Origin of the sequence: Mycoplasma sp. 2704, assembly GCF_034863285.1 — a bacterium.
Taxonomy (GTDB): Bacteria; Bacillota_I; Bacilli_A; order Mycoplasmatales; family Metamycoplasmataceae; genus Mycoplasmopsis.
In genome coordinates this window covers 41,155-55,348 of the sequence record NZ_JAYFFD010000004.1, presented here as the reverse complement: position 1 = coordinate 55,348, position 14,194 = coordinate 41,155, and the positions used below count along the sequence as shown (strand labels likewise).

Here is a 14,194-nt window from a genome sequence, read left to right as displayed (position 1 = left end):
ATGTATTAAATCAAAAACACCTCAATAATGCCACGAGGTGTTTTTGATTTTTTATAAACTGATTACAAAATCTTCTAGCTTGAACTGATTATATGTGTTTTTGTGTACTTAAAAATTAAAGTTTTATGACTATTTTGCAATTCTAATTATCATAAGAATATTACTTATATGACTAGGAATTTTTTAATTATTTAATGGATAATAATATAAAATATGTTTCATGAAGAATAAAGATAATTTTGCAAATGAAAATTGCAATAAAACTACTACACCAAAATCATCTTGAATTACTAATTATTTCAAATTTAAGTCAAAGAAAATTGACCTTATTAATAAAGCTTCAATGAATCTGGATGCTAATAATTCAGCAGTGATAATTAACCCTGCTGATATTAAAAAAGAAGAAGAAAAATTAAAATACAAGATGGCCAAGTATTTAAATAATTCAAAACAAAGTAAGCTTACATTTAAGACGTTTTGGGTTAAATATTGATTAAAACTAGTGCTTACTTTTGTATCAGCATTAATTTTTAACTTTGGAATTCACATCTTTTTATCAAAAGCAGACACGATTCCTTCTGGAATTACAGGAATTCCTACTATTTTGCAATATTTATTTCCTGTTTTAAGAAACTATTTTGCTTTAATTTATTTTGCATGTAATTTACCTTTATTCATTATATTTTGAAGAAAAGTCAAGTTTAGTTTTATAGGATTAACTTTATTCTTTATGCTTTGTTTACAATTAACAAACTTTATTTTCACAGAAGAGCATGTTCATTCATTCTTGTTTGAGAAAATCAATTTAGTTCCTATTGACTATGATAATTACAATGTATCAATTAAAGATTCTAAAGCAATTGTGGAAGTTGCTTCAACACCTGGGCAAGCTAATTTAAAAGAATTAATTGATTTTAAATTAAACCCAAGTGCATTTAGTGCTGAGAAAGCTGCAGAATTTGAAAAATACGCTCAATATTCAATTGAACAATTAACACAATTAGCTTGATATTCAGATGGAATTAGCTGAGGAGTTTTACTTTATGGATGTCTTGGAGCAGTATTTATTGGTACAGGAATAGCTATTTCGTGAAAAGTTGGTGGTTCAACTGGTGGAACAGATATTATTGCTTACTACTTCTCAACAAAGCATAAGAAAAGCGTTAGTTCAATTCTTGTTATTGTTGGTTTCATAACAGCAGTTACATTTGTGCTTATTTATGGATTTGTTCGTCCAAATCAAAATGGTGAGTTATTCGGAATGAGAGAACTTTCAACATTCTTATACTTAATAGTTACTAACTTAGTTGTTGGTATGTTATATCCTAAATATAAGAAAGTAAACTTAACAATTATTTCATCAAATCCTGAAACAATTATTGCTTACTTCAAACTTATTAATTACTGACACAGTTATAGAATTGAACGTTTCAAATCAGGTTACACAGGTAAAACTGCAATTAAAATTGAAACTACAATTCTTCTTCTAGAAGAGAAAAACTTAATTGCTGATTTAAAAATAATTGATCCTACTGTTTGAGTTTCTTGCTCAAAAGTAGCTAAAGTTTCTGGTAATTTCAATACAAACTATGTAGAACAGTAAAAAAACTGTTCTTTTTTGATCAATTTTTACTATATAAATGAAAGGAGGCTAACTATGAAACTTAATGATCTAAAACCACTAGAAAAAGAAAAGTATTCGCAAATTCAACCTGGTTTTTCGTTTGCCGCTTTAGTTCCGTTAATTCCATCGATAGTTCAAGGCGCAATATCTATTCTTGGTTTATTTAAGTCATTTACATCAAATTCAGGTTCAGTTAAAGGTAAAGATCAAGAATTCAAGTGAGATAATACTGTTAAGAAAACTTCTAATGTAATTGAAAATTACTTATTATTTTAAAAAAATCATTATTCATAATTTTTCAATTTAAAGTCATCATTTCATTGAAAAAATTTGTATAACTTCTATATTTTAAGACTAAAAAAACTTACTAATTTTACTTTATTACTATATAATAAGCATGTTACATTTGTAACCGTACTAAAGAGGTTCATCAAGTGCATAAGCCACCTCAAAGACGAGCCACATTTTGGAGGTATTGCATGTTTGCAATTATCGAATCAGGTGGAAAACAACTTTTAGTTAAAGAAGGTCAAACAATCTTCGTTGAAAAACTTGAAGGTCAAGAAAACTCAGAAGTTAAATTTGACAAAGTTTTATTAGTTAACGATAAAGTAGGGAGACCTTACTTATCTAATGCTGTAGTTTACGGAACAATCGAAAAACAAGGGAAAGCAAAGAAAATTGTTGTATATCGTCACAATGCAAAGTCTACTCACAAAAGAAAATTAGGACACCGTCAACCTTACACACGTGTTAAAATTACAAAAATCGAAGGGTAATTAGAATATGGCACACACGAAAGCCGGTGGTTCTACCCGTAACGGTCGTGATTCTCATAGTAAGCGTTTAGGTGCTAAATTAGGTGATGGACAATTTGCAACAGCAGGATCAATCATTTACCGTCAAAGAGGAACAAAAATTTTCCCAGGACAAAATGTTGGTCGTGGTGGAGACGATACATTATTCTCAAAAATCGATGGATATGTAAAATACGAAAGCAGAAGAAACAGAAAGTATGTTTCTGTATATCCTGAAAGACAAAACTAATTTTAATTTATATAGTAAAACGTGCCACAGCAATTATGTGACACGTTTTTTTATTTCTAAATTTCAGTAACAGAAGTAATTAAAGTGGCTCCGGACTTAATAAGCTGATTATTCAAATCACTAAAATCATCACTAGGGAAACATTTTATATCCTTACCAATATCAGCAAAGTAATTCACTAACTGTATTGCTTTTGAGTCTCCTTTTAAGGAGAATGAAATAAATTGTTTACTCAATAAAGAACTTAATAAATTTGCTTGTTTAAAATATTCTCTTCTAGGATGACAATTTAAGGGATACTGAGATATATAAAGTTCATTTGGTTTTAAGGTTTGTTTTAAAATCTCATCATTAAAACCTTCTTTTAGAATGTGAATAATAGAACCGTTGTGATTTCTATAAAAATCAACAATAGATTTTTCACTTTCTTTATAGTCATTGGTAATTAACACGTGAGAATTAACCATATTTTCAAGATGTTTTTCAGAATTAAAACTATCTAGCATGTTTCTTTCATCAACTAGATAAACTTTATTTTTGTTTTTAAGTAGTGAAGTGTTTCCATACATATAAAGCACATAAGGTGGATATTTAATAATGTTTAAATTCAAAGGATATTCTTCATCTAAAATGGTGATGAACTTTATTTTCTTTTTCACATACTCTTTTACTCATTGTGTTAATAGATTCATATCGATTTTAGGAATGCTTTTAAGATTTTTATAAATTATGTAGTTATTTCCCTTGTGTAAGTTAGATAAATAAAATAATATTAAGTTCATTTTCTCCTCCTATTTACAATAGTAAATTTAGCTGAAAATGAACTATTTTTATACCTAGTACACTATTAGTTTAGTTTAAATAAAAAGCCTTTGTTTTAGTATAAATTTAATATAATTACTTTAAAAATTATTAGGTTTATTTTTATTCATTTTATCTAGGAGAAAATATGAGAATTGCATTTTTTGATTCTAAAGATTACGATATTAAATACTTTGAAAAATATAATGATGGAAGACACGAAATTACTTTTTTTAAAGAGAACTTAAACTTATATACAGTTAAGTTAGCTAAAGGTTATGATGCTGTATGTGGGTTTGTTAACACTTATGGTGACAAAGTAATTTTAGAAGTCTTAGCAAAAATGGGTGTAAAAGTTTGATTGCAAAGATCAATGGGATACAACAAAATTGATGTTGCTAAAGCTAACGAGTTAGGAATTCACGTCTACAGAATTTTCAACTACTCAGCTGAAAGTATTGGTGAATTTGCTTTTGCAGGATTATTAGCACTTAACAGAAATCTTTTAATTGCTAATAAAAGAGTTAAAGATTACAACTTCTCATTAAATGGACTTGATGGACTTTGTGTTGGAAATTCAACAATTGGGGTTGTTGGTTCAGGAAAAATTGGACAAACATTTATTAAAATTGCTAAAGCAACAGGTGCTAGAGTTTTAGTATTTGATGCATTTGCTCAAGATAACTTCCCTCAATTAGCTGAACAATTCGGATTTGAATGAGCTTCATTTTCAGAAATCTTACAAAACTCAGACTTTATTTCAATCCACTGTCCTTTATTACCTTCAACAAGATACTTATTTGATAAAGCTGCTATTGATATGCTTAAACCAGGAGCAATTATTATCAACACAGCCAGAGGAGAAATTATTGAATTACAAGCAATGATTGATGGGCTCAAATCAGGTAAAGTTCGTGGATTTGCAACTGACGTTTTAGAAAGAGAAGAAGGAAGATTTTACGAAGACGTTTCATCAAGAATTAAAGAACTTAAAGAACAAGATCCTCAATGAGCAGAATTAATTGAAATGGACAACGTTTTAGTAACATCACACCAAGCATTCTTAACAGATTTAGCTTTAACTCAAATAGCTAAAACAACATTAGAAAATGCAGACGCTGCGCAAGCAGGAGATTACTCAAAAGCATTAGTTTTATTAGAGAATGGAAAAATACAAAATGGTTAATACACAGGAATTATTAATTAAGAAAAATAACTTTTTCAAAGATTTATTTAGCTTCTTTAAATTAAGAGCATCAGAAAGACAAAATGCTGAGAAACCAGCTGATTTAAAAACTTGAATCATCCACGGTTTATCAGAATTTATCGGAACAATCTTTTTATCACTTGCATTAGCAGGTCTATCAATTTACACATCTTCAGGTAAAGTTGTTGAAGAATATATGTTGCATAAAATCATTGTTGGATTTTATGCAGGATTTATTGCTGTTGGGGTAGTGTTATTCATCTTTTTACGTTGAAGTTGTGACCTCAACCCAGCTGTCACTATTTATCGTTATATAAACGGTAGAAATAATGGTTACTATGCTTTATATAAAATTGCAATTCAATTCTTAGGAGCATTTGCTGCTGCAGGATTTATCTATTTATTTGGATACTTATCAGTAGGGGCAGATAATTTACCTAATGCCCCAATTACTGCAATTGGCGCTTACAAAGCTTCTTTTGTTGCAGAATTAGAAAAAGGTTCAAATCCATCAGCAAACCACGTTTTAGCAAGTGGAACAGCGTGAATTTTCTTTGTTGAGTTAGTTATGACAGCTATCTTATTGTTCCCAATTTTTTCACCAAACATTAACAATAAATACCGTGATTTAATGATTATGTTCATCATTTCATTATCAGTGTGAATGGGAATTTTAGGTGGGACAGCAGCTATTAACCCAGCTAGAGGATTAGCTCAACAATTACCTGCATTCTTTACATCAGAAACTCATGTTGGTAAGCATTTAGAAACAAAAATTACTGAAATAGCCCCTGATTTTGGGTTCGATACTTCAGTAACATTGGATCAATTAAAAAATTCATTTGCATTCGATTCATTAGTTTACGCAACATTTGCTATGTTATTAGGTGACTTATTAGCTCCAGTATTCTATGCATTTGTTCAAGGATTTACACAAAGAGTTGTAAACCCATTTGTTGTTAAAGTTATTGCATTTAAAAACTTTAGAACAGACTCAATGACAACACCAGAAAAAGAAGCAAATAAATTAAACAACAATAAACAATAATAATCTTAAGAATCACTTCTTAAAGTGATTCTTTTGTTTCTAATAGGAAGGATAATATGAAAAATAACGAATTAGCCTTGGAGTTAGCTTCAAAAGAATTAAACATTCCTACAAATCAAGTTCAAACAGTTTTAGAAATGTTATCTAATGGAGATACAGTTCCGTTCATTTCACGTTATAGAAAACAACAAACTGGTGGGCTTAATGAAGAACAAATCTATCAAATTGAATCTATTTACAAATACAAAGAAGAGCTTTTAGATAGACAACAAGCAATTATTAAAATTCTAAGTGAAAAGAATTTACTTACAGACAAGCTTAAGGAACAAATCTTAAATACAACTGTCAAAAGCGAATTAGAGTCAATTTATGAACCATTCAAGGTTGGTAAAATCACAAAAGCAACAAAAGCCGTTGAACTCGGTTTAGAGCCACTTGCAAAGAGAATTTTTGAGAATAAAAACCCTCAATTTGATGTTGCAAGAGAAGCTAAAAAATATTTAACAGAACAAGTGCCTACAGTTGAATTTGCTATTGAGCAAGCTAATTTCATTATTGCACAGTGAATTTCACAGAATGTAGAAATTAAAAAACAAATTAAAGAATCAATCTACAATTTTGGAAGAATTAAAACAACAAAGTCAAAAAAAGTTAATGATGAAAATGATGATTTAGTATTCTTAAATTACTATGATTTTTCAACACCTATTAAATACATTAAAAACCACAATGTATTAGCAATTAATAGAGGTGTTAAATTAGATAAACTGAAACTTGAATTTGAGTACAAACACGAACCATTAGTTATTATCATTTTAAAAGCTATCGATAAAACAAGAAACAATAAAGACAATGTTATTGATGCGATTAATGATTCACTCAAAAGACTTATTTTACCTAGTGTAGAAAGAGAAATCTTTAGTGACTTATTTGAAATAGCTGAAAAAGCAAGTATTAATATATTTGCAAATTCAGTTGAAAAATTATTAACTGCTCCAGCAATTACAGGGCACAATATTTTAGCCATTGACCCTGCATATGTTAATGGATGTAAAATAGCTGGATTATCTGAAAATGGAGAAGTTTTAGGTATTGCTAAAATTTACCCTAACAAACCACAAGAAAAAGTTGCAGAAGCAACTAAGGTAGTTTTAGATTTTATTAACAAGTATAAAATTACTATTGTTGTTATTGGAAACGGAACAGCTTCAAGGGAAACTGAATTATTTATTTCTAATATTATTAAGCAAAACAATTTAAAAGTTAAATATGCTATTGTTTCTGAAGTTGGAGCTAGTGTGTATTCAGCTTCTCAAATTGCAATCGAAGAATTCCCTAACTTAAGTGTTGAAGAAAGAAGTGCAATTAATATCGGTAGAAAATTCTTAGACCCATTAAATGAGTTAGTCAAAATTGATCCTAAGTCAATTGGTGTGGGTCAGTATCAACATGACTTAAATCAAAAAGAATTAGAACAATATTTAAACTTTAAAGTTCAAAAAGTAGTTAATGAGTTTGGTGTTGACTTGAACACTGCTACAAAGCATATTTTGATGTATATAGCAGGTTTAAGCAAAAAGATAGCTCAAAATATTATTGAATACAGAAATAGTAAAAAAAGTAAGAATTTCGAAAACAGAAATGAACTTCTCAAAGTTCCTGGATTAGGTCCAAAAAGTTTTGAGCAATCAGTTGGTTTCTTAAGAATATTCACTTCATCAAACTTCTTTGATAAAACAATAATTCACCCTGAATCATATAAATTAGCATCAAGAATTGTTGAAAAATTTAACTTACAACCTAATGAGCAAGGGATAGATGTTTCCAACTTAAATGCACAAACAATTGCTGATGAGTTAAATTCGGACATTTATACAGTTGAATTAATACTTCAAGCATTATCAAGTCCTACTAAGAAAATTGTTGATAATAAATCAGGATTTATCTTAAAAGACAGTGTGTTAGATGTAAATGATTTAAAAGTTGGAGATACAATTCAAGGAACTGTTGAAAATATTACTGATTTTGGTATATTTGTTTATATCGGAATTAAGAAGAATCTATTTATTCACGTAAGTAATTTAAACTTAAACGGAAATGAATCGATTTTTGATAAGTATTATCCAGGTTTAGTGATTAACTCTGAAATCACTGAAATTGACTTACAAAGAAATCGTTTAAGTGGTAAAGTTTTATAGGACTAAAAAAATGAATAGACCAGTGTATAAGGTCTATTCATTTTTATTTAAGCTTAAAATTAAGTTTTAAAACAGAGTTTAATGAGCTTTCTCCATAAGTTTGTGTGAACTCGTGGATTTGAGCAACAACGTGCTTGCTAGCTCCAAGTAAGAAATTGAAATTTCAATTCTTGCATTGTTCTTCCATATATTGCAATAAATGGTATCTTGCAATAATTGAAGCACATGCAACTGATAAGTGAATATCTTCAGCTTTATTAACTAGCAATGTTGGTAATTGTAATTCATTTAATTTAGCTCAGTTATTTTCAATAAAGAATTTTTGATGATATTTTAATATTGAATTAGTTGTCGAATATTTATCAATAATAATTGCAGTTGCTTGAATTTTGTATTTTTTAGCTAATGAACTCAATGCACTTGCATGAGTGAAAAATTTAAGTTCATTAGCATTATAAGACTTGCTTAATTTGTTATATCCAGCTTGAGTAAGTGTGTAAACGGAATATTCAAGAAATTCCATTAATCTAGGAGCTAAAGATAAAATTTGTTTATCAGATAGTTTTTTAGAATCCTTTACACCTAATGAAGCAACAAATTGTTTAAGCTTATTTGGTAAATAAACTGCACAAGAAACAAGTGGTGTTCAGTAATCGCCGACCCCTGTTTCATCAACCCCGATTACTTGTTCTAAATCAACATTAAGTTGTTTGATATCATCAAGATATTTCATTATTCTTCCTCGATAGCTTGAATTTTTCTTTTACGTGCGTTTGATTTTTCTATCTCGGCTTGTGGATTGTCTAAGAATTTGTGAATGTATTCTCCAACTCCACCTTCTTTGTTTGTTTTAGAAATTCTAATTGATGCATATTTTTTAACGTCTTTTGAAGCATTAGCCATAGCTACTGAAATGTTTGCGATTTTAAACATAGGAACGTCGTTAAATCCATCTCCTAATGCAATTGTGTTTTCAACTTTAACGTCGTAGTATCTAATTAACATACTTAAAGCTTTACCTTTGTTAGCTGTAATGTTAGTCATATCAAAAACAGGTGTTAAACCTTCTCCTTTTGATCAGTATGAGAATTCAGCTAAGTCACCATATCTTGATTTAAGGTATTTTCTAAGTTCTTCAATGTTTGTTGTCTCTTTAACGTCAAAGATAATTCCTGTAGGCATCAAAGGAATTTTGTATAAGTCTAAACCGATACGTAATTTTGAACTTGTTTTAAATCCGAAAACTTTTTCAAGTTCTTCATCGCGGTGATCTAATTGAACTCAGTCTGGTCCTTCAATAGCGATGTTTGAAACTTCTTTTTTAACTTTAGGATCACCTAAAATGTATAATGCTTCATTTAAGTTTAAATATTTAATGTAAGGGATGAATTCTTGATCATATGGATGGTGAATATGCGCTCCATTGTAGTTAGCAACGATTGTGTCAAGACCTAATGATTCATAAATGAATTTAGTACTTCTTCAAGGTCTTCCTGTAAGGATACATACAACGTGTCCTTCCTCTGTTGCTCTTTTAATTGCGCTAAGTGTTCTGTCGTGAATAACACCTGTTGCACTAGATTGAAGTGTTGTACCATCTAAGTCAATAGCAAATAAAAATTTTTCTTTTTCTGCTGCCATAATCTACCTCTTTCTTTAAATTATTTTTGGAAAATTTTATTCCTATGGCATAGGAATATTAATTGAAAATACAACATATTTGTAAAATATGTTTATAAATTATAAAGTATTTTTTAAAAAACGGTAATTTGTGAGAAAAATTGTGAAAAATTCCATAAAAAAGTGAAAAATTGCAGTTTTTATCCTTAAATTTAGAGATTTTGTAAAAAGTTAAAAAAAATAGACTGAAAAATCTTTTTTCTATATAATTAGTTTAAACATTATTATTTATATTAAATAATAAAAACTTAACTTGTTAAATAGAGGTAGTGATGATTAAGTATCAAAGAATTCTTTTAAAACTTTCCGGAGAAGGTTTTGCAAACAAAGAAAAACATTTAGCAATTGACTATGATTTAGTTCACAAAATTGCATTACAACTTAAAGAAATTGTAGCTAAAGGTATACAAGTATCAGTAGTTATTGGTGGAGGAAACTTCTGAAGAGGTGCTTCTGCTGAAAAAAATGGAATTAACAGAAATAAAGCTGACTATATTGGAATGCTTGCTACAATTATGAATGCTATTGCCTTAGGTAGCGGTTTCGAGCGTGTCGGACTTAAAGCTAGAGTTCAAAGTTCATTAAACATTGATCAAAGAGTAGCTGAATATTACATTAATGAAAAAACAATCAAATACTTAGAAGATGGTGAAGTTGTTATCTTTGCCGGAGGGACAGGTCGTCCATTCTTTACAACAGATACAGCAGCAACATTATATGCATCAGAAGTTGGTGCTCAAGTTATTTTAATGGGTAAAAATGGAACTGATGGAATTTATGATTCAGATCCTAAGAAAAATCCTGATGCAAAACATTATGATCACATCACTTATGATGAAATCTTAGAAAAGAAATTACAAGTTATGGACTTAACAGCCACAAGTATGGCTAGAGACAACAATATTAATTTAATTGTGTTTAACTTATTAGAAGAAAATTCAATTTTAAATGCACTTGAAGGAAAAATCAAACATACAGAGGTTACTAAATAATGGAATTAGATATTTATTTATTAGATTTTGCTGAAAAAGCAGAAAAAGCACTTTCACATTACCGTTTTGAATTATCAAAAATTTCAACAGGTAGAGCTAACCCTCAATTGATCAAAGGCATTCGTGTCAATTACTATGACACACTTACACCACTTGAAGAATTATCAAACATTTCAGTTCCTGAACCACAACAATTATTAATTAAACCTTATGATATTACATCAGTTAAGGAAATTAATAAAGCTCTTGAAAAAGCAAACTTAGGTGTTATGCCAATTGATGAAGGAAGTCAAATTAGATTAAACTTCCCTCCTCTTACAACTGAAAAACGTAAGGAAATGGTTAAATCATTATCTAAGTTAACTGAAAATGCTAAAGTAGGTGTTCGTAATGCTCGTCAAGAAGTTAATAAAGCTATCAAAGCTGATGAAGAGTTATCAGAAGACGAACAAAAAAGATACTTAGATGTTATTCAAAAAGAAGTTGATAAAGAAATTAGTAAAATCGACAAAATTACAAGTGAAAAACAAGAAGAATTAATGAATAAATAAATGTCAAACTAGCTTTTTAGCTAGTTTTATTGTATTTATAAGAAAGGAGACAATATGACTAATGAAACAATTGCAGCAATCAGCTCAGGTTCTCATATAAATCAACCAATTTCAATTGTTCGTGTATGTGGTCCTGATGCAGTAAATGTTGTTTCTAAAGTTTTTAAAGGAAAAATTGGCGCAGATCACACAATTTCATATGGTTTCATTCACGATAATGGACAACTTATTGATGAAGTTTTAGTTATGTCATTTGTTGGTAAAAAAGATGCAAATGGTAATGATGTATTCAATAACTATGTTGGCGAACCTTTAATCGAAATTAACTGTCACGGTGGAATTGTTGTTACAAACAAAGTTTTAAGTTTATTACTTGAAAATGGTGCTAGATTAGCTGAACGTGGTGAATTCACAAGAAGAGCTTTTTTAAATGGAAAAATGGATTTAATTAAAGCTGAAGCTATTCACGATTTAATTATGGCTCAAACTTCATCTCAAGCACTTGCATCAGTTAATAAATTCAAAGGTAAAACTTCAGGTTTAATTGATGAGTTTTTAAATAAGATTGCTGTTTTAATCGGTCTTGCTGAAGTTAATATTGACTACCCTGAATACGATGATGTTGAACGTTTAGATTCAATTAATATGTCAGAGAAAATTTCTGTTTTAATCAGTGACCTAGAAAAAATAGTAAAAATTTCAGAGGATTCTAGATATGTTTTTGAAGGAGTTAAAGTTGCATTTTTAGGAAAACCTAACGTTGGAAAAAGTAGTATTTTAAATGCACTTTTATCAGAAGATAAAGCAATTGTTACAGATATCGCAGGAACTACAAGAGATTTAGTTGAAGCCACCTACAAAATCAATGATATGTTATTTAAACTTGTTGATACTGCTGGTTTAAGAAACACTCAAGAAATTATTGAAAAAATTGGTATTCAAAAATCATTAGATCAAATTGAAAAAAGTGATCTTGTAGTTCACGTTGTATCTGCAAATGAATCTGAAGATGATTTTGATAAATTAATTGAGCAAAAATCAAAAGAGTTAGGTAAGTTCTATTTAAAAGTTATGAACAAAAAAGACTTGCTAAAGTCAGATAAGTCATTAGATGATAACGTTATTTATATTTCTGCTATAAATAACGATATTGAAGCATTAGAACAAGGTTTAGTTTCGAACTTCCAGAATATCAACATTTTAGATGAGCGTATTTTTTCAAATACACGTCAACTTTCACTTATTAAGCAAGCTTTAAATTCGCTTAAGGATGCTAAAAATGCACTTGACAACTATGCGACTTTTGACATGATTATCATCGATTTATATGCAGCGTGAGATCAATTACAAAATATTAAAGGAAATGTAAACAGAGAAGATTTATTAGATGTTATGTTCAGCACTTTCTGTTTAGGTAAATAATATGAGTTCAAAGAAAAATAAATTTGTTGATGCACATAATCATTTATCAATGACCGCTTACAAACATGAAGAAATTATCGATATGATTTGCGAGCAAGCTTATGCTAATAGACTTGAATTTATGATTGTTAATGGTGGTCACGCTGAAGAAAATAAAGAAGTTATCAAGTTAGCTAAAAAGTATCCTGATTTAATTAAACCTGTTATAGGAATTCATCCTGAAGATGGAATTGATGAGAATGATTATTTAAGATATAAAGATTTAATTGATCAGACTATTGTTGGAATTGGAGAAATTGGATTAGATTATTTCTATGAAGAAGGTGTTCCATCAAGAGAAAATCAAATTAAATCATTTAGAAACCAAATCAAATTAGCACAAGAATTAAATCTACCCATTGTTGTTCACATTAGAGATAAAATCGACCAATACCAGGCTTACCAAGATGTTTATGATATTTTAAAAGAGTTTCCTAACATCAAAGTTATGCTCCATACATTTGCTGGAAATATGGAGTGAGCTAAGAAATTTTTAGAATTTAAAAATCTTTATTTTTCATTCAGTGGTGCTGTTACATATGGAACAACGAACCAAACTAGAGATATTATTGAGTTTTTACCGCTTGAGAGAATTCTTACAGAAACTGACGCTCCATTCTTAAGAGTTCATCCATACACAGAACAAAAAAATGAACCAAATACAGTTTTATTTGTCGCTTACTACATAGCAGGAATTAAAAAAGTGGGCATGGATAAATTCACAGATAGAATTAATAAAAACTTAAGGACTTTATTTAATTTATAATGCAAAATAAAAAAGAAGTTTATGCAAAAAAGAAGTTTGGACAAAACTTCTTAAAAGATCAAAACATTTTACGTAAGATAATCAACGTATTTGATGTAAAAGAACAAAAAGTGTTGGAAATAGGACCGGGTAGAGGTGCTTTAACTAATTATCTTTTAAATGCAGGTGCTTATGTAACTGCTTTTGAAATTGATGCTGATATGGTTGATGTTCTAAATAAAGAAATAAACAATCCTAATTTTAAACTTATTCATCAAGACTTCCTGGGAGCTGATATAACTAATTTTAAGGACACTTACATTATTGCTAATATTCCTTATTACATAACAACTGATATACTATTTAAAATATTTGAAAACAAAGATAATTTTGAGGGTGTATTAGTAATGGTTCAAAAAGAAGTAGCGCAAAGAGTTTGTGCTAAACCTAATACAAAAGATTATTCAAAATTATCAGTTTCATCACAATTTTTAGCTGATTGTAAATTAGAATTTATTGTTCCTGCAAATGCTTTTTCACCTGCTCCAAAGGTGGATTCGGCTATTTTATCTTTGAGATTTAAAAATAATGTTTCATTAGATGAATGAAATTCAATTAAGGATTTCTTCAAATTATGCTTTGAAAACAGAAGAAAGAAACTTTCTTATTCATTACAAAATAAATATTCAAAAGATCATATTCTTAATATATTTAAACAATTAGGGTATGATGATAATTTAAGAATTCAACAATTATCAGTAGAGAAAATTGTTGAACTATTTAATATGTTGGAAAAGTAAGTGTAACCACTTGCTTTTTTTCTAAATTATAAAAAGTAAA

The 14,194-nt window shown here is 29.0% G+C and carries 15 protein-coding genes; 12 read left to right on the top strand and 3 right to left on the bottom strand.

The window, feature by feature from the left end:
• Positions 1-220: 220 nt before the first annotated feature.
• From VBM90_RS02280 to rpmA, 4 genes are all read left to right on the top strand, one after another.
• Complete coding sequence (locus VBM90_RS02280; RefSeq protein WP_323176737.1) at positions 221-1,603, top strand: YitT family protein; 1,383 nt, start codon at positions 221-223, stop codon at positions 1,601-1,603.
• 54 nt (positions 1,604-1,657) lie between these two features.
• Positions 1,658-1,900 (top strand): hypothetical protein, encoded by a 243-nt coding sequence (locus VBM90_RS02275; protein ID WP_323176736.1) that lies wholly within the window; start codon positions 1,658-1,660, stop codon positions 1,898-1,900.
• Positions 1,901-2,103: 203 nt separating this feature from the next.
• The gene (gene rplU, locus VBM90_RS02270; RefSeq protein WP_257089080.1) at positions 2,104-2,403 is read left to right on the top strand and encodes a 50S ribosomal protein L21; all 300 of its coding nucleotides are present in this window, start codon (positions 2,104-2,106) and stop codon (positions 2,401-2,403) included.
• A gap of 7 nt (positions 2,404-2,410) precedes the next feature.
• Positions 2,411-2,671, top strand: coding sequence for a 50S ribosomal protein L27 (gene rpmA / locus VBM90_RS02265; protein ID WP_257089078.1), 261 nt, complete (start codon positions 2,411-2,413; stop codon positions 2,669-2,671).
• Positions 2,672-2,727: 56 nt separating this feature from the next.
• On the opposite strand, the gene VBM90_RS02260 is transcribed toward rpmA, so the two are convergent.
• On the bottom strand, positions 2,728-3,453 hold the full coding sequence (locus tag VBM90_RS02260; protein ID WP_323176735.1) for a DNA-processing protein DprA: 726 nt from the start codon (positions 3,451-3,453) through the stop codon (positions 2,728-2,730).
• 167 nt (positions 3,454-3,620) lie between these two features.
• On the opposite strand from VBM90_RS02260, the gene VBM90_RS02255 reads away from it, so the two are divergent.
• From VBM90_RS02255 to VBM90_RS02245, 3 genes are read left to right on the top strand one after another with little or no spacing between them, the layout of a single operon-like run.
• Positions 3,621-4,658, top strand: a complete 1,038-nt coding sequence (locus tag VBM90_RS02255; RefSeq protein WP_323176734.1) for an NAD(P)-dependent oxidoreductase — start codon at positions 3,621-3,623, stop codon at positions 4,656-4,658.
• Positions 4,636-5,727 carry an aquaporin gene (locus VBM90_RS02250; RefSeq protein WP_323176733.1) on the top strand — a complete coding sequence of 364 codons (1,092 nt, stop codon included), beginning with the start codon at positions 4,636-4,638 and terminating at the stop codon, positions 5,725-5,727. The genes VBM90_RS02255 and VBM90_RS02250 overlap by 23 nt, the downstream gene beginning before the upstream one ends.
• A 56-nt stretch (positions 5,728-5,783) precedes the next feature.
• Positions 5,784-7,925 carry a Tex-like N-terminal domain-containing protein gene (locus VBM90_RS02245; RefSeq protein ID WP_323176732.1) on the top strand — a complete coding sequence of 714 codons (2,142 nt, stop codon included), beginning with the start codon at positions 5,784-5,786 and terminating at the stop codon, positions 7,923-7,925.
• 43 nt (positions 7,926-7,968) lie between these two features.
• Here VBM90_RS02245 and VBM90_RS02240 read toward each other — a convergent pair whose 3' ends face one another.
• Complete coding sequence (locus tag VBM90_RS02240) at positions 7,969-8,658, bottom strand: ribonuclease HIII (protein WP_323176731.1); 690 nt, start codon at positions 8,656-8,658, stop codon at positions 7,969-7,971.
• On the bottom strand, positions 8,658-9,566 hold the full coding sequence (locus VBM90_RS02235; RefSeq protein WP_323176730.1) for a Cof-type HAD-IIB family hydrolase: 909 nt from the start codon (positions 9,564-9,566) through the stop codon (positions 8,658-8,660). Before VBM90_RS02235 ends, VBM90_RS02240 begins: the two co-directional genes overlap by 1 nt.
• Positions 9,567-9,877: 311 nt before the next feature.
• On the opposite strand from VBM90_RS02235, the gene pyrH reads away from it, so the two are divergent.
• The 5 genes from pyrH to rsmA are packed head-to-tail and all read left to right on the top strand — an operon-like array spanning position 9,878 to position 14,154.
• Complete coding sequence (pyrH, locus tag VBM90_RS02230) at positions 9,878-10,597, top strand: UMP kinase (RefSeq protein WP_323176729.1); 720 nt, start codon at positions 9,878-9,880, stop codon at positions 10,595-10,597.
• Positions 10,597-11,148 carry a ribosome recycling factor gene (gene frr, locus VBM90_RS02225; protein ID WP_323176728.1) on the top strand — a complete coding sequence of 184 codons (552 nt, stop codon included), beginning with the start codon at positions 10,597-10,599 and terminating at the stop codon, positions 11,146-11,148. The genes pyrH and frr overlap by 1 nt, the downstream gene beginning before the upstream one ends.
• Positions 11,149-11,202: 54 nt before the next feature.
• Complete coding sequence (mnmE, locus tag VBM90_RS02220) at positions 11,203-12,570, top strand: tRNA uridine-5-carboxymethylaminomethyl(34) synthesis GTPase MnmE (protein ID WP_323176727.1); 1,368 nt, start codon at positions 11,203-11,205, stop codon at positions 12,568-12,570.
• A 1-nt stretch (position 12,571) separates the two neighbouring features.
• On the top strand, positions 12,572-13,375 hold the full coding sequence (locus tag VBM90_RS02215; RefSeq protein ID WP_323176726.1) for a TatD family hydrolase: 804 nt from the start codon (positions 12,572-12,574) through the stop codon (positions 13,373-13,375).
• Positions 13,375-14,154 carry a 16S rRNA (adenine(1518)-N(6)/adenine(1519)-N(6))-dimethyltransferase RsmA gene (gene rsmA / locus VBM90_RS02210; protein WP_323176725.1) on the top strand — a complete coding sequence of 260 codons (780 nt, stop codon included), beginning with the start codon at positions 13,375-13,377 and terminating at the stop codon, positions 14,152-14,154. Before VBM90_RS02215 ends, rsmA begins: the two co-directional genes overlap by 1 nt.
• Positions 14,155-14,194: the final 40 nt, after the last annotated feature.